The organism is Amorphus suaedae (assembly GCF_053629675.1).
This window is the reverse complement of sequence record NZ_JBRJIT010000001.1, coordinates 56,431-79,669: the sequence shown is the minus strand read 5'-3', so window position 1 is coordinate 79,669 and position 23,239 is coordinate 56,431. Positions and strand designations below refer to the sequence as shown.

Below are 23,239 nucleotides of genomic sequence, written 5' to 3'. Positions count from 1 at the left end.
CGATCCTTTGACAGGCGCCGTCATCCGGCCAAGAAAGGGATCAGGCTGTCGCCGCGCCGTCGCGATCCGCCCTCGGCCGTCGCGACCGGTCGCCGCCGTGCCAACTATGCCTCGGAGCCACTGACGTGACCTCAGCCACGATGCCAACGGCCGATACGCTCGAGACGAGCCGTCAGCTGCTCCGCCGGCTCTTCGACGTCGCGGTTGCCCGGGCCCATCCGGATCACTGCCTCTCCCCCCACCTGCCCGATCCGCCCAAGGGTCGAACGGTCGTCATCGGGGCGGGCAAGGCATCGGCCGCGATGGCGCGTGCGCTGGAGGCGGCCTGGTCCGGTCCGCTGGAAGGGGTGGTGCTGACACGGCGCGGCCACGGCGAACCGACCGACCGCATCCGGATCGTCGAGGCGTCCCACCCCGTCCCGGATGCCGCCGGCGAAGCCGGGACCCGGGAGCTTCTGGCCGCCCTCGACGGCCTTACCGCGGACGATCTGGTCGTCGCGCTCATCTCCGGCGGCGGCTCGGCGCTGCTCGCCGGCCCGCCGCCCGGCGTGACGCTGGAGGACATGCAAACGCTCGCCCGCCTGCTCCTCAGGTCGGGCGCTCCGATCTCCGACATGAACACCGTGCGCAAGCACGTCTCGACGGTCGCCGGCGGCCGCCTCGCGCTAGCGGCCCGCCCTGCCCGGCTGGTCACGCTGGCGATCTCCGACGTGCCGGGCGACGATCCCGGCGTCATCGCGTCGGGCCCGACGGTGGGCGACGCCACCACGGCCGCCGATGCGCTGGCGGTCCTGAAGGCGTACGGCCTCGACGTGCCGGCATCGATCACCCGGTGGCTCCGCGAACCCGGTGCCGAAACCCCGAAGCCGGACGACCCGCGGCTGGATCACGCCACCTACCGGATGATCGCCACCCCGGCCCTGTCGCTGCAGGCTGCGGCGCAGGCATGCGAGGCGGCAGACTATCGGCCCGTCGTGCTCGGCGACCGGATCGAGGGCGAGGCCCGCGAGGTCGCCAAGGTGCTCGCGGCGATCGCCATCTCCTGCGCCGAGCACGGAACTCCGGCGAAGCCGCCCTGCGTCGTGCTTTCGGGCGGAGAGACCTCGGTCACGGTGCGCTCGGACGGGCGCGGCGGCCGCAACGTGGAGTTCCTGCTTGGCCTGGCCATTGCCCTGGAAGGGCGCGCCGGCATCACCGCGCTTGCCGGCGACACCGACGGCATCGACGGCTCGGAGGACAATGCCGGCGCGCTGGTCGACGAGACGACGCTTGCGCGGGCCCGCGCCCTCGGGCTCGATCCGCGCGATTTCCTCGCGCGCAACGACGCTTACTCGTTCTTCGAGGCGCTCGGCGATCTCGTCGTGACCGGACCGACCCGCACCAACGTGAACGACTTCCGCGCCATCCTCATCGCGCCGTAAGTGGCTTCTGGAAGGCGGCCAGCGCACCCGCGAGAATGAGCGTCGCTCCGGCGATGATCAGGCCGAGCGTCAGGTCGGAGGTCAGGTCGGAGATGTAGCCGGCCGCGACCGGGCCGATCAGCTGGCCGACGGCGAAGATCGTCGTGAACAGCGCGATCGACGAGCCCCATTGGGCCTCTGGGAGGTTGTTGCGCCCGAAAGCGGTGACCGATGCCGGCCCCATGAAGAAGCAGCCGCCGAAGACGAATGCCGAGGCGAGCGCGCCCATCGGTCCCGGCACGAAGATCGGCAGCAGCGTGCCGACACCGGTGGCGGTGCAGGCCAGCGCCATCGGCGTGCCGCCGGAGTAGCGCGCCAGTATCCCCCGCCACAGGATCGGCGAAGCCATGACCATGAATCCGATCAGCGACCACATCGAGGCGATCAGCACGGCCGAGGCCTGCCCTTCCCGCATCCAAGCGACCACGAAGGTGAGGTAGACGATGTACCCGACCGCGAAGAGGAAATAGGCGATGAGCTCCAGGCTCATCGCCCGCCACGGGAGCCGGGCCGGCCGGATCTTGCTCGGACCGCCGTCGACCGGCGAGACCGACAGCACCGCCCAGATCACCGGCCCCATCGTCGCGAGGCTCGCGAGCCCCATCCCCCGCCAGACCATCGGCCAGGAATGGACGGCCCCGTCGAGGACCAGCGGAATGCTGGCGCCGGAAATCAGCATGCCGATGCCGCCGCCGCCGAAATAGAGTGCGATCGCGAGCGCGCTGCGCAACGGCTGCCCGCGGAACACCGCCGACACCATCGCCCCGCCGGCGATGAAGGCCGGAGCGCCGCCCACCCCGGCGAGCACCCGCCACACCGTCAGGAACAGGAAATCCCGGGTCATGCCCGAAAACAGGAGCGCCAGCGCGGTCAGCAGCATGCCGCCGGCAAACATCCGCCGCGACCCGACGCGCGAGATCAGCGTCAGCGCAAGGAGCGCACCGATCAGATAGCCGAGCGCGTTCGCGGTGTTGATCCAGCCCGCCTGGGTGTAGTTCCAGCCGAGGTCGATCCGCATGGCCGGCAGGATCAGCCCGTAGGCGAAGCGGGCAAACCCGTTGCTGACGGCGGGGGCAAGCGCAAGCGCGCCGACCAGAAGCCACCGACGCGTCGTCGCATCATCGTGGGGCATTCAGCGGCTGCCCCGTGCGGGCGTCGCCCTGCGCACCGCGCGGGCGACCGTCCCGTCCACACGACATCCCATGCCGTGCCCTCCCCGTCGTCTTGTTGATGCCGGCCGTTCCGTCGGCCTGGCTTGGTCATCGTGGTGGGATTGAAGACGCGCACACGGCCGCTGTCCAGCAGCACAACCGGATACCTGCCATGCGGGCGACCATGCCCGCACGAATTGCAGGAACAAGACGACCGAGCCCAGGATGTTCAGGAGGTTGGCAGGCCGCGGGAGCGGCCCGCCGGGCAATCAGTTCTTGATGCCGCGCAGTCGTTCGCCACGCCGCCGCATGAGCTCCATCACCGTCAGCAGCAGGATCGAGAACGCCACCAGGATGGAAGCGAGCGCGAGGATCGTCGGGCTGATCTCCTCACGCAGGCCGGAGAACATCCGCACCGTCATCGGCGTCTGCTCCGGGCCGGCCAAGAAGATCACCACCACCACCTCGTCGAGCGACGTGATGAAGGCGAACAGCGCACCGGCGATGACGCCGGGAAGCAGCAGCGGGAGGATGATCTTGAAGAACGTCGTGAACTGGTTGGCGCCCAAGCTGGCGGATGCCCGCAGCAACTGCTCGTCGAAGCTCGACATCGCCGCCGTCACCGTGATGACCACGAACGGCGCGCCCAGCACCACGTGCGCCAGGATGATTGAGAAGAACGTGTTGGCGAGGTTCACGCGCGCATAGAACGAGAACAGCGCCGCCGCCGTGATGATCAGCGGCACGATCATCGGAGAGATCAGCACCGCGGTGATCGCGGCGCGGAACGGCATGTGGCGCCGGCTGAGGCCGAGGGCCGCGAGCGTTCCGAGCGTCGTCGCCACGATCGTCGACGAGATCGAGATGATGAACGAGTTGCGGATCGAGAAGAGCCACTCCTCGCTGCCCAGCAGATCCCGATACCAGCGCAGCGAGTAGCCGGCCGGATCGAAGGTCAGCATTTCCTTGGTGAACGTGAAATACGGCTCCGCGTTGAACGAGAGCGGCACGATCACGATGATCGGGAAGATCAGGAACAGGAAGATCAGCGCGCAGATCACCCGGTAGGAGTAGTACCAGATGCGCTCGCCGGTCCCGGCGTACGGAGGAAGTGACATGTCCTGGCCCTCCCTCTAGCCGAACTTCAACCGATCGACGCCCACGAGCTTGTTGAAAGCCCAGTAGAGCACCAGAACCGCGACCAGCAGGATCGTCGCCAGTGCCGCCGCGAGGCGAAGCTGGGCCGTCGAGCCGGTCATGTTCTGGGCGATCAGGTTCGAGATGAAAATACCGGTGTCGCCACCCACCAGGGCGGGCGTGATGTAGTAGCCGATGGCCAGGATGAACACGAGCAGCACGCCCGCGGCGAGCCCGGGAATGGTCAGCGGCATGTAGACGGTCACGAACGCGCGGGTCTGGGTCGCCCCCAGCGACCGCGCGGCACGCATGTACGACGGCGGGATCGTCTTCATCACGGAGTACAGCGGCAGGATCATGAACGGCACCAGGATGTGCGTCATGGCGATGATCGTGCCCAGCTGGTTGTAGATCATCCGGAAGCGGCCGCTGTCGTCGATGACGCCGAGCCACACCATCATGTCGTTGATGACGCCCTGCTGCTGCAGCAGCACGATCCAGGCGGATGTTCGCACCAGAAGCGATGTCCAGAACGGCAGAAGCACCAGGATCATCAACAGGTTCGACGTCTTCAGCGGCAGCGTCGCCAAGAGGTGGGCGATCGGGTAGCCCAGCACGATGCAGAGCGTGGTGATGAGCAGGCTCATCCACGCCGTCCGCATGAACAGCAGCCGGTAGACCTGGTAGGATTCCGGCCGCTCGACGATCTCGCCCTGCGGGGAATATTCGAAATCGAATGCGAGCAGGTAGTAGACCGGCGTCAGCGTGCGGGTCTCGCGCTTGATCAGCCGCCAGAACTCAAGGCTCTGCCAGTCGTCGTCCTCCGCGATGAACGCGTCCCGGTAGGGCGGGGTCATCTCGTCGAGCTGCCGCGCCGTCCCCAGAACGGTGGAGCGGGCACCGGGTATCTCGCGGTTGATGCGGGCCGCCGCGCGACCGAGCGTCCGGTCTTCCAGGCCCACCTTCATGTCGTCCGCCATCGCGGCGAACACCTCTTCGGGCGGCACCTCTTCACCGTCCCACGACTGGATCGCCGCGGCCGTGTTCGGCAGATACTCGGAGACCTCCGGGTTCACCACGGAGCGCGAGATCATCTGCACGATCGGGACCGCGAAGGTGATCACCAGGAACGCCAGAAGCGGCAGGACGAGATAGAAGGCACGACGCCGGGCGCGGGCTTCGGCGCGCCTGAGGGAGACCTTGAGAGGCGTACCGTCGACCGTGGTCAGCGGCGCGGAGGAGCTGTCGTCTCCGCCGTCAGGTCCGTGACTTGCCGCATACGTGTCGGTCACCGTCGGCTCCTTGGTAAACGCCGCGCCACGACCGCCTTGCGATCGGGCTTCACTGTCGTCCGGGAAGGGTGCCGGGCCGAACCGGGCGGCTCCCTTCGACAGGCTCTATCCAGACTTGAAAACCTTGGGGGATCGGGCTGCGGACCACACGTCCGCGCTGCGATCGAAGGCCGGGCGCAGCGGCTTGCACCGCGCCCGGCCGTTTTCGTGTCAGTTCAGACTACTTCGCGAGCCAGGCGTTGAACCGCTCTTCGAGCGAGTCGCCGTAGTCGGCCCAGAAGTCCGTGTTGAACTGGATGGCGTTCTCGAAGTTCTCCGGCGACGTCGGCATGTGCGGCTTCATGTCGATGTCGGTGCCCTCGTACGTCGAGACCATCGGGACGGACGACTTACGAGCCGGCGCGTAGGAGATGTACTTCGCCTGATCGGCGAGCCGCTGCGTATCGGTCGCGAAGTAGAGATAGTCCTTGATCAGGTCCAGCTTGTCCTCGTTGTCGACCGGAACGACCCAGCCGTCGACTTCGAACATCTGGCCATCCCACATGATCTTGAACGGCTGGTCTTCCTTGACCTGCGCGTTGAAGATGCGGCCGTTGTAGGCCGTCGCGATGGCCGCCTCGCCGTCGGCGAGCATCTGCGGGGGCTGCGCGCCTTCCGACCACCAGATCACGTTGTCACGGATCTCGTCGAGCTTGGTGAAGGCGCGATCCTGGCCTTCCTTGGTGGCGAGGACATCATAGACGTCCGCCGGAGCCACGCCGTCGGCGATGAGTGCCCACTCGAGGTTCTTCTGCGGGATGTTCTGCAGAGCGCGCGTGCCCGGGAACTTCTCCACGTCCCAGATGTCGGCGATCGTCTCCGGCCCACCGTCGGGGAAGGCTTCCGTGTCGTAGGCGAACATCGTCGCGTAGAGGATCTGCGGAACGAAGCAGTCGCCCAGCGTGCCCTCGATGAAGTCCTTGCTGGCAGGCGTGCCGTCCGGCGCCGGCGCAAGCCACTCGTCGGCCGGGATCTCCATGATCAGGCCTTCGTCACACGCCCGCTTGGCGTCCGACTGCAGCATGTCCACGACGTTCCAGGTCACGTTGCCGGCTTCCACCTGCGAACGGATGCCGGCGAGCGCCTGTGCGGACTTGTCTTCCTGCAGGATCTTCGTGCCGGTCTTCTCCGAGTAAGGCTGATGGTACGCCTTGTCCTGGGAGTTGGTGTAGGCGCCGCCCCACGAGACGATCGTCAGCGTCTTGTCCTGGGCGTGCGCCGCCGTGATGGCGACAACGGAAGCCGCCATCGCGAGGGTAATGCTCTTCGCTTTGGTCATCACTTCTGCTCTCCTTGCTTTGTAGTCCGCGAATTCACTGAAAACGGGTCCGAATGACCCTCAGACCCGACCGCCTTGACAGCGATCAGGCGATCTCGATCGGATCGAGTGCACGACAGTCGGAAGCGTGCCAGCCGACCTTCGTCGTCTCGCCTTCCCTGAGATCGTGCTCATCGTGCTTGTTCGGCACCTTCACGATGAAGTCCTCGTTCCCGGCCACACCCAGCCGTGCGCGGATGTGGTCGCCGAGAAAGATGAGCTCGATGATTTTGGCATCGAGTACATTGGTGTAGTCGGACGACGGCAGGATCTCGACGCGCTCCGGCCGCAGCGACAGCGTCGTCCGGGTGCCGGGTCCGCCGATGTTCACGGCATTGGCCGTGACCGTCTCGCCGTGGTCGAGCTCGACGACGCATTCCTCGCCGCTCACCGACTTGACCGTCCCCGACAGCTTGTTGTTCTCGCCGATGAACTGGGCGACGAACGAATTCATGGGATGCTCGTAGAGATCCTCCGGCGTCGACAGCTGCTGGATCTTGCCGTCGTTGAACACCGCGACCCGGTCCGACATCGTCAGCGCTTCGGTCTGGTCGTGGGTCACGTAGACGACCGTCACGCCAAGGGTCTCATGGATGTGCTTGATCTCGAACTGCATCTGCTCCCGCAGCTGCTTGTCGAGGGCCCCCAGCGGCTCATCCATCAGGATCAGGTTGGGTTCGAACACCAGCGCCCTGGCCACCGCCACGCGCTGCTGCTGTCCGCCCGAAAGCTGCGCCGGACGGCGGCTGCCGAAACCGGGCATCTCCACCATCCCAAGGGCTCGGTCGACGCGGGCGTCGATCTCGGACCGCGACTTGCCGCGAACCTTCAGGGGATAGGCGAGGTTCTCCGCCACCGTCATGTGAGGGAACAACGCGTAGTTTTGGAACACCATCCCGATCCCGCGCTTGTGAGGCGGGACGTTGTTGATGGGAGCACCATCCAGGAAGATTTCGCCATGGGTGGCCGGTTCGAAACCGGCGAGCATCATCAGGGTAGTCGTCTTGCCGGAGCCCGACGGCCCGAGCATCGTGATGAACTCGCCCCTCGAAATATCAAGATTTAGGTCTTTGACGACGAGTGTTTCACCGTCGTAGCTCTTCTGGACACTGTCGAATTGGACTGTGGCCCCGGCCTCATTGGCCGTGACTTCATGTGCTGATGTCGCCACTGTTCCCACGCGCGTTGGTTCGCTTTCGCTTAATCACGCATGGGTGGGGTCCTCAGGTCAACCCCCGGGGCCAAATCCGCCCACGATCCCGCCACATTTCAGCCGCAACCCATGAGTGCGGTGAAGTCCCGCGGAACGCATTCCGGCCTGCAAAAACAAAGGCCTGACGGAAGCGGTGAACGCTTCCGTCAGGCTCTGCGGCATCAGCCGTGTTCCAGAGGTGCTGTCGTTTCGCTCGCGGCCGAACCTACGCACCAGCCAGGTGCGGCAGAGGATCGACCGGCTGCGATCCCTTACGCAACTCGAAGTGGAGCTGCGGCTGCGAGACGGAGCCCGTCGTGCCGGCCTTGGCGATCACCTGGCCGCGCTGCACCGTCTCGCCGCGCTTCACCAGAAGCTCCTCTGCGTGCGCATAGGCGGACACCCAGCCGTCCTTGTGCTGGATCAGCACCAGGTTGCCGTAGCCCTGCAACTCGTTGCCGGCATAGATGACGGTGCCCTTCTCGGCGGCCTTGACCGGCGTGCCTTCCGGCACCGCAAGGTTGATGCCGTCGTTGTTGGTGCCGTCGGACTGCTTGCCGAAGCCGGAGACGATGCGTCCGCGGACCGGCCAGCGGAAGCCGTCGGCGCCCTCGGAGGTCGGCGGCGCCTGCTTGGCAGCGGGTTCCTCGGCGGCGTCGGTCTGCGTCACCGCCGCGCCGACCTTGCCGGCCTCGGAGGGAAGCGAGGCGACCTGGACTTCCTTCGGCTGTTCGGTTGCCGCCGCCGGCTGCGTCCCCTCGTCGATCGCGGCCTTCTGCTGGTTCAGGCTCGTTTCCGGAGCGCCGGTCGCGACCGTCTCGGTGGGCGTTGCGGAAAGGGAACTGGCGCCTGAGCCGCCCGGGATCTTCAGGGTCTGGCCGACGCGGATGGTGCCGGTCGAGGCGATGCCGTTCGCCGCCAGGAGCTCGTTCGGGGTGACGCTCGTCTGCCGTGCGATCGACCACACCGTGTCGCCCGGCTTGACCGTATAGGTGCCGGGAGCGCCGGTGCTGGGCATCGATGCCGCAGGGGTGATGCTGGCGGACTGCACCGGCGGGTTGGTCGAATAGGTCGGGATGACGATCTTGCTGCCCGGCTGCAGCTGGGTGCCGGCGGAGATGCGATTGGTGACCGCCAGCACGTCGGCCGGCACGCCGTAGCGGCGGCTCAGCGAATCGATGGTGTCGCCGTACTGCGCAGCCACGGTGGTCCCGCCCGCCGTCGTCCAGCCCTTGTGATTGATGACCGGTCCAGCCGTGCCGACCGCCCCGCTCGACAGCGCGGACTGCTGCTGGAGCGGCGCTGGCGCCGACCCGGGAAGCGATCCGGTCGCGAACTGGTCGTCCGGACTGCCGCCGAGCAGCGCCTGCTGATTCGGCGTCGAGCCGGCATAGATCGGCCCGCCGGTGAAACGGGATACGTCGGAGCTGCAACCGGCGGCGAAGGCTGCAACGAGCGTTACTGCAACCGCCCGGCCAACCGTACCGTTACCTCTGCCGTTCGAGACGTGCGAGAACATCGATGGCCACCCTGCGTCAGAAGTGTGATTCCATCGTTAGAAAACACGGGTAACGTTGACGAAGGTTTAAGCGGGTCGGAAAAATCCGGACCAATCGCGAAAGATGCCGGCAATCCCGGCGCCGCCAGGTCACGGATTTGCGCGGTTTGCGGATACGGCCGTCTGGTTAAAGCTGCTCGGCAACGCCGTGGATCATCGGCACGAACCGCACCGCGCAGATGAAGCTCTCCACCAGTTGCCCTTCCAGACGGGTCACCTTCATCAGGTCCTGCACCGCCCCTGGCGGGCCGACCGGAATGACCAGCACGCCGCCCTCCCCGAGCTGATCGGTCAGCGCCTCGGGGATCGTCTCGGCTGCGGCGGTCACGATGATCCGGTCGAACGGCGACATCTCCGGCCACCCTTCGAAGCCGTCGCCGATCCGGGTGCGCACGTTGTCCAGCTTGAGTGCCTTGAAGCGGTCTTCGGCGTATCGCATCAGCGAGCGATAGCGCTCGATCGTGTAGACCTCGCTGGCGAGCCGCGCCAGGACGGCGGCCTGGTAGCCGGAGCCGGTCCCCACTTCGAGCACCCGGTGGTGGGGCTCGATCTCCAGCGCCTCGGTCATCATCGCGACCATGGTCGGCTGCGAGATCGTCTGGCCGCAGTCGATGGGCATCGCCCGGTCGGCATAGGCGAGCGACTGGTGGCGCGACGCCAGGAACAGGCGGCGCGGTATGCTCTCGATGGCGCCGAGCACCCGCCGGTCCCGCACACCGTTCGAGCGCAGCTGGAGGATCAGCTCGGCAAGCGCGATCCGGTCGGCCTCGGTGGGCTCGCCGTTCAGGGGTTCTTCTTCGTCAGCCATCGGGCACCGGTCCACCCGCGCCCGTGTGGTCGGATCAGAGACCGCCGAGCGCCTGTTTCATGTCGTCGAGAACTCTGTGGGCCGTCAGGTCCATGCGCAAGGGGGTGACCGATATGTAGCGGTCGCGAACCGCCGCGAGGTCGGTCCCCTCGCCCGGCTGGAACGGCCGGCGCTGGAAGCCGATCCAGTAGTAGGGGTTGCCGCGCCCGTCGTGCCGCTCGTCGACCGACAGCATGGCCTGGTCGCGACGGCCCTGGGTGGTCACCTTCACGCCGGCGATGGCATCGGGTGCCGCGTCCGGGACGTTGACGTTGAGGAGGACGTCGGCCGGAAGGTCCATCGCGAGGATCTTGCGGACCAGCCCCGGACCGTGCGCCACCGACGTCTCGTAGCGCGGCTCGGTGCCCTCGGCGTGGTTGTAGGACTGGGAGAACGCGATCGACCGAACGCCGAGGATGGTGCCTTCCATCGCGCCGGCGACCGTCCCGGAATAGGTCAGGTCGTCCGCCAGGTTGTGGCCCCGGTTGATGCCGGACAGCACCAGGTCCGGCGCCGCGTCCAGGATCTGGCGGATCCCCATGATCACGCAGTCGGTCGGCGTCCCGCGCACGGCGTAGTGCTGGTCTGCGACACGGCGCAGCCGCAGCGGATCGTTGACGGTCAGCGAATGGGATGCGCCCGACTGATCCGTCTCCGGTGCGACGACCCAGACATCGTCGCTGAGTTCCTTGGCGATCTCCTCGAGCGCCCAGAGGCCCGGCGAATGGATGCCGTCGTCGTTGGTGACCAGAATCCGCATTTTCACCTCAAGCTCGGTCGATTGTCTCGATGCCGCCCATGTAAGGCTTCAGCACCTCGGGAACGGCGATCGAGCCGTCCTCCTGCTGGTAGGTCTCCATAACCGCGATGAGCGCACGGCCGACCGCGACGCCGGAGCCGTTCAGCGTATGGACGTAGCGCGTCCCGCCACCGTCTTCGGGCCGGTAGCGCGCATCCATGCGCCGGGCCTGGAAGTCGCCGCAGACCGAACAGCTGGAAATCTCGCGATAGGCCTTCTGCCCCGGCAGCCAGACCTCGATGTCGTAGGTCTTGCGGGAGGAAAATCCCATGTCGCCGGTCGACAGCGTCAGCACCCGATAGTGCAGGCCGAGCCGGCGCAGGATCGTCTCGGCGCACGCCGTCATGCGCTCGTGCTCGTCCTGCGCCGCCTCGGGCGTGGTGATCGACACGAGCTCGACCTTGTTGAACTGATGCTGGCGCAGCATGCCGCGGGTGTCGCGGCCGGCTGAACCGGCTTCCGACCGGAAGCACGGGGTGAGCGCGGTGACGCGCACCGGCAGATCTTCCGCGTTCAGGATCTTCTCGCGCACGAGATTGGTCAGCGGCACTTCGGCGGTCGGGATCAGCCAGCGCTCGTCCGTCGTCGCGAACTGGTCCTCTGCGAATTTCGGCAGCTGCGCGGTGCCGAACAGCGCGGCGTCGCGCACCAGAAGCGGCGGCTGAACCTCGGTGTAGCCGTGCTCGGTCGTATGCACGTCCAGCATGAACTGGCCCAGCGCGCGCTCGAGCCGCGCGAGCCCGCCCTTCAGGATGACGAAGCGCGACCCGGCGAGCTTCGAAGCCGTCTCGAAGTCCATGAGGCCCAGCGCCTCGCCGAGCTCGTAGTGTTCCTTCGCCTCGAAGCCGAGCGCCGCCGGTTCGCCGTCGCGGCGCACTTCCACGTTGGCGCTTTCGTCGGGCCCGACCGGCACGTCGTCGAACGGCACGTTCGGGGTGGCGGCGAGAATCGCCTGCAGCTCGGCCGCGGCGACGCGCTCAGCCTCTTCGCCGGCCTGGATCTCCGCCTTGAGGTTGGCGACCTCGGCCATCAGTCGCTGCGCCTCGGCCTCGTTGCCGGAGCCCTTGGCCTGACCGATCGCCTTGGAGGCGGTGTTGCGGCGGGTCTGGGCCTCCTGCAACTGCTGGACGGCGGCCCGGCGCGTTTCGTCGAGGGAAATCAGCCGGTCGGCCAGCGGATCCATCCCGCGGCTGGCGAGCGCGCGATCGAAAGCGGCCGAATTGTCGCGAATCCAGCGGATGTCGAGCATCGGGGAACTCCGGGTACGTCTCGGAAAGGCCGGGCGAAGACGGCGGTCAGCCCGCGTCGTCGGCCTTCTCAGCCTCCGCGGCTTCGGCAGCCCTTCGGGCTTTCGACCGCTCCACGTACCGGACCGCGATGATGGAGATCTCGTAGAGGAGCATCGCGGGCACTGCAAGGCTGATCTGGCTGATCGGATCAGGCGGAGTCAGAACCGCCGCGAGAATAAAGGCGATCACCACGGCATACTTGCGCCGGCGCCGGAGGTCGGCCGCCGTGAGCAGCTCCACCCGGGCCATCAGCGTCAGAATGACCGGGAGCTGGAAGACGATGCCGAACGCGAAGATCAGCACCATGATCAGCCCGAGATATTCGCTGACCCGGGGCAGCAGCTGGATGCTGGCCTTCCCCGCCCCGCCATCCTGCTCCATGCCGAGGAAGAAGTTCATCGCCAGCGGCATCACCAGGAAATAGACGAGCATCGCGCCGATCATGAACAGGATCGGCGTCGCGATCAGAAACGGCAGGAAAGCACCCCGTTCGTTGCGATAGAGACCCGGCGCGACGAACATGTAGATCTGTACGGCAAGCACCGGAAACGCCAGGAACAGCGCCCCAAACAGCGCCAGCTTCAGCTGGGTGAAGAAGAATTCCTGAGGTGCCGTGTAGATGAGTTCGATCGTCTTCGACGCGCCGGCCGCGCGCTCGTACGGCACGACCAGGATGTTGAAGATGTCGGAGGCGAAATAGAAGCAGACCACGAAGGCGATCGCGATCGCGATCAGCGACTTGATGAGGCGCCCGCGCAGCTCGATCAGGTGGTCGATCAAGGGAGCCTTGGAGGCGTCGATGTCGTCCTGACTCATGAACGCGGTTCGCTTTCGACGGTGCTGTGCCGCGGTTCGGTCACCGGCAGCGCCGTCTCGGCATCGCCGGGCACGGCCTGGGGAGGCAGGGCATCGGGCGTCACGGCGGACGGCGCCGGCTTGGGTTCGGCGGAAGCTGCGTCGGGAGTGGCGCCATCTTCAGGCGGCGTTGCCGCCTTGGCCGGCTCGTCGGCGGCAACCGTCGTCTCGCCGGACGCATCCGCGCCCGCTCCGTTGGCCGCCCCGGCCTTTACCGGCTCCGATTTGGCTTCGAAGTTCGGCGACGCCTTCTTGGTCGGATCGATGGAGGTCACCGCCGCCAGATCCTTGCGGATGTCGTCGACGTTCGCCTGCCGCTCCGCCTCGCGGAGCACGTCGTTGAACTGCGATTGGAAATCGTTCGCCATCCGGCGCATCCGGCCGACGGTGCGGCCGAACGTCATCAGCATCGATGGAAGCTCTTTCGGGCCGACCACAAGGATGGCGACCACCGCGACCACGAGTATTTCGGTCCAGCCGATATCGAACATGGGAATGCGCCTCGGGTCGGGCCGCGACGCCGGTTAAACGAGAGGGATCAACCGGCCTTCGACCGATCCTCCGACTTCTCGCTGTTCATGGTCGGCGAAGGGGTGTGCTCGATCGTCTTGCCGGACGCCGTGGTCTTCGGTTCGTCGTCCTCGTCGTCGGCGAGCCCCTTGCGGAAGCTCTTCACACCCTTGGCTACGTCACCCATCAGATCGGAGATCTTGCCGCGCCCGAACAGGAGCACGACGATGACGGCGATGATGAGAAGTTGCCAGACACTGACACCCATGGGCGAAACGCTTCCCGTTGACTGGCCGACATGCCGAAGTCGGCTACTTGGATCGGCACTATTTCAAAAACAGGCGCCCCCCGCAATGGCGCAACCACGCCATACATGGGTAGGTCTGCCCATCCACGCACCGACTTGTGTCCGCCTCAAGGCAAGGTCGGTCACGGATGAGGAAATGCGAGGAAGCCGTCCGGGGCGACGCGGACGCGGACCTCGTCTCCGCCCGGAGCCGTCCCCGCCGGGACCCTGACCACCAGCGCCCGCGCCAGCCCCTCGACACGGAGATCCAGGCGCTCCACCTCCCCCAGGAACCGTCGGGCGACGACGACCGCGCCCACGCCCTCCCCGCTCACGTCGGAGAGCCGCAGCGCATGCGGACGGATGGCCACGACGGCGCGGGTGCCGTCGGCCGCGTCGCGCACCTCCACCGGTCCGAGCGGCGTACTCGCAAGGCCGCCCCTGACCGTGGTCTCGATCTCGTTCAGCTCGGAGAAGAAGCGGGCCGCCTCAAGGTCAACGGGCCGGCGGAACAGCGCTTCCGGCGGGCCGGCCTGGACCATCCGGCCGGCGCGCAGCAGGGCGATCCGGTCGCCGATCAGCATCGCCTCCTCCGGATCGTGGGTCACGATCACCGCCGTCGAGCCGGTGTCCTTCAACAGCGCCAGCGTGTCGGTGCGGACCTGGTCGCGCAGCGTCCTGTCGAGCCCGGAAAACGGCTCGTCCATCAGGAGCACCCGCGGTTGCGGCATCAGGGCGCGCACCAACGCCACACGCTGCTGCTCGCCGCCCGAGAGCGCATGGGGATAGGTGCGCTCGTACCGGCTGATGCCCATCCGGCCCAGCGTTTCGCGCGCGAGCTTCAGCGCCGACGCGCGATCGCGGCGATCGGCTCCGAACAGCACGTTGTCGAGCACGGTGAGGTGGGGAAACAGCGCATAGTCCTGGAAGACCAGGCCGAGCCCCCGCGCCTCCGCCGGCACGAACGTGTCCGGACCGGCCACCTCGTGGCCGTCGAGAAAGACGCGGCCGGCGCTCTGCTGCTCGACGCCGGCGGAAATTCGCAGAAGCGTCGTTTTGCCACAACCGGAGGGACCCAGAAGACAGAGGATTTCGCCCGCCTCGACCGAGAACGACACACGATCGAGCACCGCGCCCTCACGGTACCGGTGCGACACCTCTTCGAAACGCAGGCGCGGCTCCGCCACGGGGTGCGCCGCGGTGGAAGCTCCGCGCGCCCGATCGACGAAAGGCTCGCTCTTCAGGGTCGTCTCTACCGACACATCGGATCCTTCGCACATGGCGGCGGGCCTCGTTGCCGCCGCAGTGGACCGGTTCCTATCCTATTCGCGCGGCGGAGCAAGTTTCGGCCTCGCCGGCGCGGCGTTCAGACGCGGCGCGTGTCAGGCGTCCTGCCGCCCCTGGAATGCCTCCAGCGCCGCCTCCAGGTCGTGGGCGGCGACAGGTCGAACGAACTGGTAGCCCTGGCCGAACGGGCACCCCTGTTCCTTCACCCATTTGGCTTCCTCCGCCGATTCGATGCCTTCGGCGATGGTGGCCAGCCCCAGCGCCTGGCCAAGCCCGATGATCGACGTGACGATCTTGCGGCTCTCCTCGTCCTCCGACAGGCGGTGAATGAACGACCCGTCGATCTTGACCGTGTCGAACGGGAGCTCGCGCAGCTGACGCAGGCTCGCGTAGCCGGTCCCGAAATCGTCGAGCGCGATGCGGATGCCCTTCTTCTTCAGGGCGGCAAGCGTGCGCCGGGTCGACTCGACGTCGACGAGAAGCGCCGTTTCGGTGACCTCGATCTCGAGATACCGCGGATCGAACTGGTGCCGTTCGAGAAGCGCGATGATCTTCTCCGCAAGGAGCACATCGCGGAACTGGGACGGCGAGACGTTCACGGCGATGGGCAGCTTGATCTGCCAGCTGCGCGCGTCGATGCAGACCTGCTCCAGCATCATCGTGAAGACGTCGCCGATGAGGCCCGAATCCTCCGCAAGCCCGATGAACTGCTCGGCATCGAGCACGCCCCTCGTCGGGTGCTGCCACCGCGCAAGCGCCTCGATCCCCACCGGCTTCATCTCGGTGAGGTCGAACAGCGGCTGGTAGAAAGGGAAGATCTGACGGTCGCGCACCGCCGCACGCAGCTCGCGCTCCGTTTCCAGTCGCTCGTGCAGGATCCGACCCAGCGCCTTGTCGTAGAGGGCATAGGTGTTCCGCCCGGCCGCCTTGGCCTGGTACATGGCCTGGTCGGCCCGCTTCAGGAGCACTTCGGTGGTCTCGCCGTCGCCCGGATAGACCGCGATGCCGATGCTGACGGTCACGTCGGAGAAGGCTCCGCCCTCCGCCTCGAACGGCACGGCAACCGACGTCAGGATGCGCTGCGCGATCCTGAACAGCGCGTCCGTTTCCGGATCGGTGTCGATCAGGATGGCGAACTCGTCGCCACCCAGCCGCGCGAGAAAGTCCTTCTCGCGCAGCACCGAGGTGATGCGGTCCGACACCACCTGGAGCAGATGGTCGCCGGCGCTATGGCCATAGGTGTCGTTGACGATCTTGAAGCGATCGAGATCCAGAAGCAGCACGCCCAGCTGCTGGCCCTGGCCGCGGACCCGACCGAGCCGATATTCGAACTCTTCCTGCAGCAGCCGGCGGTTGGGCAGCCCCGTCAGCGCATCCCGGCGCGCCAGGAGCGCTGCGGTCTCCTCGGCCTTGCGTCGGTACCGGATTTCCCGCTGCAGATCCCGCGTGCGCACGATGAGCACGGCGGCGAGCGCCAGCGTCAGGACGAAGAAGATCGTGAACGCTTCGTCGATCTCGTAGCTTTCGTGCGATCGGCTGTACGCATACAGTTTGTCGAACGTATCGATGCTGACCAGTCCGATCTGAACGACAACAGCTATCCCAATAATGATCAGATAAATGGGACGAACACGCATCGGATCACTTCGCACCCTGGGCTTTTCCGGATTCGGAAAACTGGAATAGTCGACAGCAGCCAACGGATGCCCCTTTCCTGTTGCCGAGGCTGCTCCGCAAGAAGCCTCAGGGCGAAATGTGGGGCAATGAGCATAGTCGCAGACGATGTCGCGGAGCTTGCGTCTCGTCGTGGGCTATCCTGCAATGCGGCCCGGGCCGCCTAGTCCCACTCGCTTTCATCGGCGTCGAGCGGATCCTCGTCGTCGCCTAACGTGTCGGAATCATTCGGCATCGGGACGCGGAACCCGGGCGGTGGCGTGCCCTCCAGCAGTCCCGAACCCTTGAGTTCGTCGAGGCCGGGCAGGTCGTCGATGGCCTGCAGGTTGAAGTGATCCAGGAATGGCGCGGTGGTGCCGTAGGTGACCGGCCGCCCCGGACTGCGCCTGCGGCCGCGGATGCGGATCCACCCGGTCTCCAGCAGGACGTCCAGCGTTCCCTTCGACGTGGAGACGCCACGCACCTCCTCGATTTCCGCGCGGGTCACCGGCTGATGGTAGGCGATGATGGCCAGCGTCTCCAGCGCCGCCCGCGACAGTTTCCGCGGTTCCACCGCTTCCCGAGACAGCAGGAAGGCGAGATCCTCGGCGGTTCGGAACGCCCAGCCGCCGGCGACCTGCACGACGTTCACGCCGCGGCTCGCATAGGCGTGCTGCAGGTCCCTGAGCAGCGCCTGAACCTCCGCTCCCCGCGGCAGCCGCTCGGCCAGCATGTCCTCGGTCAGCGGCTCGGCGGAGGCGAACAGCAGCGCCTCCAGCATGCGCAGATGCTCCCGCCGCTCCCGCGACGACAGGTTCATTACGTTGTCGGCAAACAGGATCGGGTCGCTCTCGCTCACGGGCTCTCGTCCTCGTCGCGGGTCTTCAGGTAGATCGTCGCGAACGGCCCGCTCTGCCGCAGCTCCAGGCGCCCTTCGCGCACCAGTTCGAGCGACGCCGAGAACGTGCTGGCCAGCACGGTCGTCCGTTCCGACGGGTCGATCAGGAAGCGCTCGAACAGTTGCTCGATGGGCGTCCAGTCGGCGATGCGCCCGACCATACGCTCCAGTGCCTCGCGCGCCTCGGTGAGCGACCACACAACGCGCTTTCGCATGCGCACGATCGTCACCATCTCGCGCTGCCGCTGCGAGGCGTAGGCGTTCAGAAGATCGTAGAGCGATGCCTGCCAGCGCGTCTGGCGCCGCACGCCGAGCGGTTCCGGCGCGCCCCGCGCCAGCGTCGCGACGCCAAGTCGGGGACGGTCGAGCAGGTCCTCGGACGCCTTGCGCATGGCCTCCAGCCGCTTCAGCCGGAACGCCAGTTCGGCGGCCAGCTCCTCGCCGGTCGGCTCATCGTCGTCGGCGGGCTTCGGAACCAGCAGCCGGGACTTCAGGTAGGCGAGCCACGCCGCCATCACCAGGTAGTCGGCCGCCAGCTCCAGCCGGATCTTCTGGGCCGCCTCGATGAACGCCAGGTATTGCTGCGCCAGGTCGCTGACGGAGATCCGCGTCAGGTCGACCTTCTGGGATCGCGCGAGGGCAAGCAGCAGATCCAGCGGCCCCTCGAAGCCGCGAATGTCCACGTGGAGCGCGTCGGAGTCCGACGACGGCGGTTCGGTGCGCACCGGCGCGTCGAACGGATCGGCCGTCGGATCGCTCACGCCATCATCCTCCCGGATGCGCCCAGACGGGCTCGAGCAGCTCGGCCAGCCGCGCGCGCGCCGCCGCCACGTCGAACTCCGCCGGCGCCCGGCGCGCGGCAAGCGCGCGGTCGGCGCGCTCCAGCGCTGCACCGGCGAGCACCGGCACCGCTTCGGCAACGGCCTCCATCTCGTCGAGATGCCCGTTGCAGTGCAGGGCGAGATCGCAGCCGGCCGCCATCGCGGCCACGGCCCGGTCGCCGAGCCCGCCCGAAAGCGCCCGCATGGAGAGGTCATCGCTCATCAGGCAGCCATCATAGCCGATTGCGTGGCGAATGACGCGCTCGATCACGTCCGGCGACGTCGTGGCCGGGCGCACGGGATCGATGGCCGTGTAGACGACGTGCGCGGTCATCGCCAGCGGACAGTCGTTGAGCGCGCCGAACGGCACGAAGTCGCTGGACACCAGCTCGTCCCAGCTCGCCTCCACCACCGGCAGCGCCAGGTGGCTGTCGGAGCGCGCCCGTCCATGCCCGGGGATGTGCTTGATCACCGGCAGCACGCCGCCCGCCAGCATCGCATCGATGGCCACGCCGCCGAGCCGCGACACCACGTCGGGCCGGGTCGCGTAGGCGCGGTCGCCGATGATGTCGTGCGAGCCGGTCACCGGCACGTCCACCAGCGGCAGGCAATCGACGTCGATCCCGAGCGCATGCAGGTCCGATGCGATCAGCCGCGTCGCCAGCCCGCAGGCCTCAACGCCGGCGGACCGGTCGGCGAGATAGAGATCGCCGTAGACGCGCACCGGCGGATAGGCCGGCCAGATCGGCGGCTTCAGCCGCTGCACGCGGCCCCCCTCCTGATCGATCAGCACGGGAACGCGCCAGCCGAGGGCATCGCGCAGGTCCTCGACAAGCCCGTGGACCTGGTCTTCGTCGACGCAGTTGCGCTGAAACAGGATCACGCCCCAGGGTGCGGCTTCACGCAGGAAGGTCACCTCGTCGACCGTGAGGACGGGCCCCGCAATGCCGGTAATGAAAGCTCGCGTCTCGTTCACGGACTGCCCTTTTCTCGCGCCGATGATTCCCGCCTGCGACGGCGGCCTTCGATAGCGGAGAAGCGATGGGCGTGGAAGTCAACCGCGGCGGACCGCCGGATGCCGGTCCGGCCCCCTCCATGTCCCGTCACGGGACGGTCGGGTCCCGGAGTCGCCTCGGGACACGCCGGAGCTTTTCGCAGGCGAACCGGAGAACGGTCCCTAGTTCCGCCCGATGAAGCAGTCGCCGCCGGCCGCCTTCAGGTCCGCGCAGAGCTGGTTCGCCGCGTCGCGGGTCTGGGTCGGCAGCCGGACCCGGTAGAACGTCCCCCGGTCGCCGAGGTCGGCCGCCTGGATCGACGGCTCGCGCGATCCGAGAACGCTCGGGAACTTGCGCTGCAGCTGCTGATAGGCCGCCCGGGCCTGATCGGCGGTCCGCTGGGAGCTGACCTGCACGGCCCAGTCGCCCGTCGGGGCCGGCGCCGTCGTGGCGGCCGGAGCCGCGGCGGCGGTCTGCGTCCCCTGCGGCTGGTTGGCCCGCTGGTTCTGCGCGGCCAGGACCGCCGGCGACACCCGGTCGCCGACCGGCTGCTGGGCGGCGGGCCGCGACGGGCTCGGCAGCGTGCGCGGCGCCGTCGTGGCGGAGGCATCGGCCGTGTCGGTGCCAGGGGCATCCGGAACCAGCGACAGCGGCCCGCGCTGCTGGGTGGCGGGTGGCGAGGTCACGCGGCTGGTCGAGACCGTCCGGGTGCCTTCGCCAGTCGCCGGACGCGGAGCCGGAGCCGGGCTCGGCTGCGCCGCGATGCGCTCGGACGTGCGGATCGGCGAGAGAACCGGCGCGGACGCCGCCTCCGCGTTCGTCTCGGCCAGGGCGGTGTCTTCCTCGGTGGGAACCGTCACGCCCGGCAACGAGGTCTCGGAATCCTCCGCAAGGTTCGGCGTCTGCCCGCTGTCGGCGGCCGTCTGCGGAGCGTTGTCGGCCGTGGGGGTGGGCGACGTCGCCACCTCAGACGCCGCGTCGCCGCTCGCCGTGCTTTCGGCCGACGGAGCGACCAGCCCGCCGGTCTGCCCCTGGGCCGCGTCGAGCTCGTCCGCCGGGATGATCGTCCCGTCCGGACGCACGACCACCGTGCGCACGCGCTTGGGCAGCAGCGGCGACGAGATCGGGCTTTCGGCTCCCGCGCTCTGGGACGGATCGATCGGCACTTCCTGGCTCTGCACGAGCCGGCCGCTTTCGGAGGTGTCTTCGCCGACGCGGTCGTAGACCGTCTTGCCGCCATCGGTCTGGTCGGCGCCGTCCGCCATCACCTTGACGCCCTCGGCGTCGGCCTGGATCACCGGCGGCGGGCCGTCGGCCGCCTGCTCGGTGCCGGACATCAGGCTGTAGGCGGCATAGCCGCCGCCGACGAGAAGGAGCAGCAGGATGGCAGCCGCCACGGGCCGGCCCAGCTTGCGCCGCGGGCGCGCGGCAAGGCCCAGGCCCGCATCCATGTCGCTCAGCGAGTCCGGCGCCAGCGCGCGGCCCTCGTCGTCCCACTCGGGCTCGGCCTCGTCGTAATAGTCCTCGTCGTACTCCGCGTAGGTCTCGTCGCCCTCTTCATAGGGCTCGGCGTCGTCGTCCGCGGTCGCGGCGCCGGCGGGCATGGCATCGGAAGGCCAGTCCGAGCGCTCGAGCGCTGGCCGGCCTCCGAGCACGCGCGGCAGATCCGTCGCAGGTGCCTTGTTCCCGAACAGCGCATCCGCCAGCTGTTCCGCCACCGTCGAGCTGCTGTCGGAGGTCGCAGACACCGGGCCGGTCTTGGCCGCCTGCTGGGGGCCTGCGGGCCATGCGGTCCACGGATCGGACGCCCCGAAGCCGGGCAGATCGAAATCCAGGTCCCGGTCGCGTGGCTTGGCCGGCACCTCGGGTTCCGCCTGGGCGGAGTGATCGGAGCCCTTGAGGTCGAAGCGGAAATTCGGCACCGCGCGTCGGCCGCGGGAGGCCAGCTCCGGGAAGACCCTGGCCGGCGTCTCCTCGTCGTCGGCCGCTTCGGCCGCGATCGTGTCGTCGTCCGCCTCGCTGTCGGCGTCATGGGCAACTGTGTCTTCGTCGGCCTCGTCGGCCGCCTCGTCCTCTTCCGGATGAAGCGGTTGCAGATGCAGCTGGTCCAGGTCTCCCAGGTCCTGCTCGTCATCGGGCTCGGCGATGTCGATGGGCTCGAGCTCGAAGGGTTCGAGCGGCTCGAGCTCGAAGGGTTCGAGCGGCTCGCTCGGCTCGGATCGCTGCGACGGCTTGCGGAAATCATCGGCCGTGGCGGCCGGCGCCGTGCTCTGGAGTTCGAACTCGAAGTCCAGCTCGTCGATGGCGCTGGTATCGCCCAATTCGGCGCCGGCGTCGTCGCCCTCATCGAACAGTTCGTCGTCCTCGGCCGCGAGCAAATCGTCGTAGCGCGCGTCGTCGTCCACGCCGATGTCGTCGTCGTCGCCGTGTCGGGCGCCACCGACCGAGAGCGCAATGGCGTTCGCCAGTTCGTCCTCGTCGAGGGTCCAGCCGGCATCGGCTTCGGCCTCGTCGGTCCGCTCCGCGTCCGCCGCACCCTCGAGGTCTGCCTCGCGGTCCAGCTCGTCGAATTCGACCGTGCCCTCGTCGTCGATCTCGACGTCATCCGCCTCATCGAAGCGATCGTCGGGGATCCCGGCTTCGGCGGCCGGCACGGGGCGGGGCGACCATGCAGTACCCTGCCCGGTCGATCCAGGCGCCGGCTGCGCGCGCACGAAACTCGGCCGCTCCTGTGTCTCCTTCGCGAACGGAGCCGCATCCGGCTCTGCCGGCTGCGACCCGTCGTCTGCCTCGTCGCCGACGGGGCCCGAAGGCAGCGGTGGCGGCGTCCAGCTGGTCACCGGGCGGACGGGAGCAGGCTTCGAGGCCTCACCGACCTCTACCTTCGGCGTCTGGGGCGTACCCGTCTGCGGTCCGCGCGCCAGGCGCGACCTCAGCTGCTCGAGGGCACCGTCGGCCTCCGAGCTGATCGCCGCGTGATCGCGCGCATGCTGCAGGCGGTCGGCATCGAGCCGGTCGAGCGGCTTGGGAACGGTGGCCTGCACCGGCGGCGGCGCAACCGGCGTGGCGCGCGATCGAACCGTGGGTGACGCGGGCGACGCGGGTCGCCATGCCGGAGAAGGCGTGGGAGCCGGCTTGGCCGGCTCCTCGGAGGACGCGGCCGGTCCGGGTTCACCCGCCGTATCATCAGCTTTCGGACCATCTTCGGCGCTCGCCACGGGCGTGCGGGGACCGGGAAATGCAAAGGAGGGCCGCACGCGCGGTGCAGGCGGCGTCTCTTGCGCGGGCGCGCTGTCGGATTCCAGCTCCTGCATCAGGGCCTGCATGAAGGGATCGTCGGCCTCGGCCTCCCCCTCGCCCGCGTCCTCCGGCTCGTCATCCTCGGCGGAGAACATGGCTTCGGAGAAGTCGGTGTCCTGGGACGTCCCGGCGCGCTCGTCCTCCTCCGGATCCGCCTGGTCGTCATCGTCGCGCGTGGCGTCGTATTCGGGCTCGCCGAATTCCTGAGCCGGCGCATCGTCTTCACCCGCGGACGCATCTTCCTCGTCGAGGGCCTCGCCGGCCGCATCTTCTTCGAAGGTCGGAAGGTCGTCGAACGCAGGATGGCGCCGCACCGGCGGCCGGGCGGGCGTCTCACCGGCATCGTCGGACAGCGGGTCGCCTCCACGCGCGGGCGCGGCACGACGCGACGGCCACGACGCCTGGTCGGCATCGCGGTCCATGAAGCGCGTCAGTTCCGCCAACGGATCGGTGCCGGCGGGATGTTCGCCCTCACCGGTCCTGCGCGGGCCGATCGAGCGGCGGACGTTGTTCTTGGAATCCGTCATATATCGAACCGCCGTACACCTTGTG

The 23,239-nt window shown here is 67.9% G+C and carries 19 protein-coding genes; 1 reads left to right on the top strand and 18 read right to left on the bottom strand.

Annotated features, from left to right (window positions below; translation table 11 throughout):
- The first annotated feature begins 140 nt into the window (after positions 1-140).
- The gene (locus AB7M35_RS00310) at positions 141-1,421 is read left to right on the top strand and encodes a glycerate kinase type-2 family protein (protein WP_453960543.1); all 1,281 of its coding nucleotides are present in this window, start codon (positions 141-143) and stop codon (positions 1,419-1,421) included.
- On the opposite strand, the gene AB7M35_RS00305 is transcribed toward AB7M35_RS00310, so the two are convergent.
- The 18 genes from AB7M35_RS00305 to AB7M35_RS00220 form a co-directional block, all read right to left on the bottom strand.
- Positions 1,408-2,592, bottom strand: a complete 1,185-nt coding sequence (locus tag AB7M35_RS00305; RefSeq protein WP_453956277.1) for a YbfB/YjiJ family MFS transporter — start codon at positions 2,590-2,592, stop codon at positions 1,408-1,410. The genes AB7M35_RS00310 and AB7M35_RS00305 overlap by 14 nt on opposite strands.
- A 288-nt stretch (positions 2,593-2,880) precedes the next feature.
- A complete protein-coding gene (locus AB7M35_RS00300) occupies positions 2,881-3,729 on the bottom strand; it encodes an ABC transporter permease (RefSeq protein WP_453956274.1) in 849 nt (282 codons plus the stop codon).
- A 15-nt stretch (positions 3,730-3,744) separates the two neighbouring features.
- Positions 3,745-5,040 carry an ABC transporter permease gene (locus AB7M35_RS00295; RefSeq protein ID WP_453956271.1) on the bottom strand — a complete coding sequence of 432 codons (1,296 nt, stop codon included), beginning with the start codon at positions 5,038-5,040 and terminating at the stop codon, positions 3,745-3,747.
- A gap of 220 nt (positions 5,041-5,260) precedes the next feature.
- Positions 5,261-6,358, bottom strand: a complete 1,098-nt coding sequence (locus AB7M35_RS00290; protein WP_453956268.1) for an extracellular solute-binding protein — start codon at positions 6,356-6,358, stop codon at positions 5,261-5,263.
- Between the two features lie 85 nt (positions 6,359-6,443).
- The gene (locus AB7M35_RS00285; RefSeq protein ID WP_453956266.1) at positions 6,444-7,577 is read right to left on the bottom strand and encodes an ABC transporter ATP-binding protein; all 1,134 of its coding nucleotides are present in this window, start codon (positions 7,575-7,577) and stop codon (positions 6,444-6,446) included.
- Positions 7,578-7,815: 238 nt separating this feature from the next.
- Positions 7,816-9,108 carry a peptidoglycan DD-metalloendopeptidase family protein gene (locus tag AB7M35_RS00280; protein ID WP_453956264.1) on the bottom strand — a complete coding sequence of 431 codons (1,293 nt, stop codon included), beginning with the start codon at positions 9,106-9,108 and terminating at the stop codon, positions 7,816-7,818.
- Positions 9,109-9,274: 166 nt separating this feature from the next.
- Positions 9,275-9,955, bottom strand: a complete 681-nt coding sequence (locus AB7M35_RS00275; protein ID WP_453956262.1) for a protein-L-isoaspartate(D-aspartate) O-methyltransferase — start codon at positions 9,953-9,955, stop codon at positions 9,275-9,277.
- A 34-nt stretch (positions 9,956-9,989) separates the two neighbouring features.
- On the bottom strand, positions 9,990-10,754 hold the full coding sequence (surE, locus tag AB7M35_RS00270) for a 5'/3'-nucleotidase SurE (RefSeq protein WP_453960542.1): 765 nt from the start codon (positions 10,752-10,754) through the stop codon (positions 9,990-9,992).
- A gap of 7 nt (positions 10,755-10,761) precedes the next feature.
- Positions 10,762-12,042, bottom strand: a complete 1,281-nt coding sequence (gene serS, locus AB7M35_RS00265) for a serine--tRNA ligase (protein WP_453956260.1) — start codon at positions 12,040-12,042, stop codon at positions 10,762-10,764.
- A 46-nt stretch (positions 12,043-12,088) separates the two neighbouring features.
- The gene (tatC, locus tag AB7M35_RS00260; RefSeq protein ID WP_453956258.1) at positions 12,089-12,898 is read right to left on the bottom strand and encodes a twin-arginine translocase subunit TatC; all 810 of its coding nucleotides are present in this window, start codon (positions 12,896-12,898) and stop codon (positions 12,089-12,091) included.
- Positions 12,895-13,428 carry a Sec-independent protein translocase protein TatB gene (gene tatB, locus AB7M35_RS00255; protein WP_453956256.1) on the bottom strand — a complete coding sequence of 178 codons (534 nt, stop codon included), beginning with the start codon at positions 13,426-13,428 and terminating at the stop codon, positions 12,895-12,897. Before tatB ends, tatC begins: the two co-directional genes overlap by 4 nt.
- Positions 13,429-13,475: 47 nt before the next feature.
- Positions 13,476-13,715, bottom strand: a complete 240-nt coding sequence (locus AB7M35_RS00250; RefSeq protein ID WP_453956254.1) for a twin-arginine translocase TatA/TatE family subunit — start codon at positions 13,713-13,715, stop codon at positions 13,476-13,478.
- Positions 13,716-13,876: 161 nt separating this feature from the next.
- Positions 13,877-14,995: an ABC transporter ATP-binding protein gene (locus tag AB7M35_RS00245; protein WP_453956252.1), complete on the bottom strand. Its 1,119-nt coding sequence runs from the start codon at positions 14,993-14,995 to the stop codon at positions 13,877-13,879.
- A 120-nt stretch (positions 14,996-15,115) separates the two neighbouring features.
- Positions 15,116-16,657 (bottom strand): putative bifunctional diguanylate cyclase/phosphodiesterase, encoded by a 1,542-nt coding sequence (locus AB7M35_RS00240; protein ID WP_453956250.1) that lies wholly within the window; start codon positions 16,655-16,657, stop codon positions 15,116-15,118.
- Positions 16,658-16,857: 200 nt separating this feature from the next.
- Positions 16,858-17,493, bottom strand: coding sequence for an SMC-Scp complex subunit ScpB (gene scpB, locus AB7M35_RS00235; RefSeq protein ID WP_453960541.1), 636 nt, complete (start codon positions 17,491-17,493; stop codon positions 16,858-16,860).
- 35 nt (positions 17,494-17,528) lie between these two features.
- Positions 17,529-18,332, bottom strand: coding sequence for a segregation and condensation protein A (locus tag AB7M35_RS00230; RefSeq protein WP_453956247.1), 804 nt, complete (start codon positions 18,330-18,332; stop codon positions 17,529-17,531).
- Positions 18,333-18,336: 4 nt separating this feature from the next.
- Positions 18,337-19,368, bottom strand: a complete 1,032-nt coding sequence (nagZ, locus tag AB7M35_RS00225) for a beta-N-acetylhexosaminidase (protein ID WP_453956245.1) — start codon at positions 19,366-19,368, stop codon at positions 18,337-18,339.
- Between the two features lie 201 nt (positions 19,369-19,569).
- The gene (locus tag AB7M35_RS00220) at positions 19,570-23,214 is read right to left on the bottom strand and encodes an SPOR domain-containing protein (protein WP_453956243.1); all 3,645 of its coding nucleotides are present in this window, start codon (positions 23,212-23,214) and stop codon (positions 19,570-19,572) included.
- Between the last annotated feature and the right edge of the window lie 25 nt (positions 23,215-23,239).

Bases quoted from the DNA above. Each gene is read 5' to 3' on its own strand.
- serS (WP_453956260.1), bottom strand. From the start codon at position 12,042: ATGCTCGACATCCGCTGGATTCGCGACAATTCGGCCGCTTTCGATCGC.
- AB7M35_RS00250 (WP_453956254.1), bottom strand. From the start codon at position 13,715: ATGGGTGTCAGTGTCTGGCAACTTCTCATCATCGCCGTCATCGTCGTG.
- tatB (WP_453956256.1), bottom strand. From the start codon at position 13,428: ATGTTCGATATCGGCTGGACCGAAATACTCGTGGTCGCGGTGGTCGCC.
- AB7M35_RS00305 (WP_453956277.1), bottom strand. From the start codon at position 2,592: ATGCCCCACGATGATGCGACGACGCGTCGGTGGCTTCTGGTCGGCGCG.
- AB7M35_RS00310 (WP_453960543.1), top strand. From the start codon at position 141: ATGCCAACGGCCGATACGCTCGAGACGAGCCGTCAGCTGCTCCGCCGG.
- AB7M35_RS00240 (WP_453956250.1), bottom strand. From the start codon at position 16,657: ATGCGTGTTCGTCCCATTTATCTGATCATTATTGGGATAGCTGTTGTC.
- AB7M35_RS00275 (WP_453956262.1), bottom strand. From the start codon at position 9,955: ATGGCTGACGAAGAAGAACCCCTGAACGGCGAGCCCACCGAGGCCGAC.
- scpB (WP_453960541.1), bottom strand. From the start codon at position 17,493: ATGAACCTGTCGTCGCGGGAGCGGCGGGAGCATCTGCGCATGCTGGAG.
- AB7M35_RS00280 (WP_453956264.1), bottom strand. From the start codon at position 9,108: ATGTTCTCGCACGTCTCGAACGGCAGAGGTAACGGTACGGTTGGCCGG.
- AB7M35_RS00220 (WP_453956243.1), bottom strand. From the start codon at position 23,214: ATGACGGATTCCAAGAACAACGTCCGCCGCTCGATCGGCCCGCGCAGG.
- tatC (WP_453956258.1), bottom strand. From the start codon at position 12,898: ATGAGTCAGGACGACATCGACGCCTCCAAGGCTCCCTTGATCGACCAC.
- AB7M35_RS00300 (WP_453956274.1), bottom strand. From the start codon at position 3,729: ATGTCACTTCCTCCGTACGCCGGGACCGGCGAGCGCATCTGGTACTAC.
- AB7M35_RS00290 (WP_453956268.1), bottom strand. From the start codon at position 6,358: ATGACCAAAGCGAAGAGCATTACCCTCGCGATGGCGGCTTCCGTTGTC.
- surE (WP_453960542.1), bottom strand. From the start codon at position 10,754: ATGCGGATTCTGGTCACCAACGACGACGGCATCCATTCGCCGGGCCTC.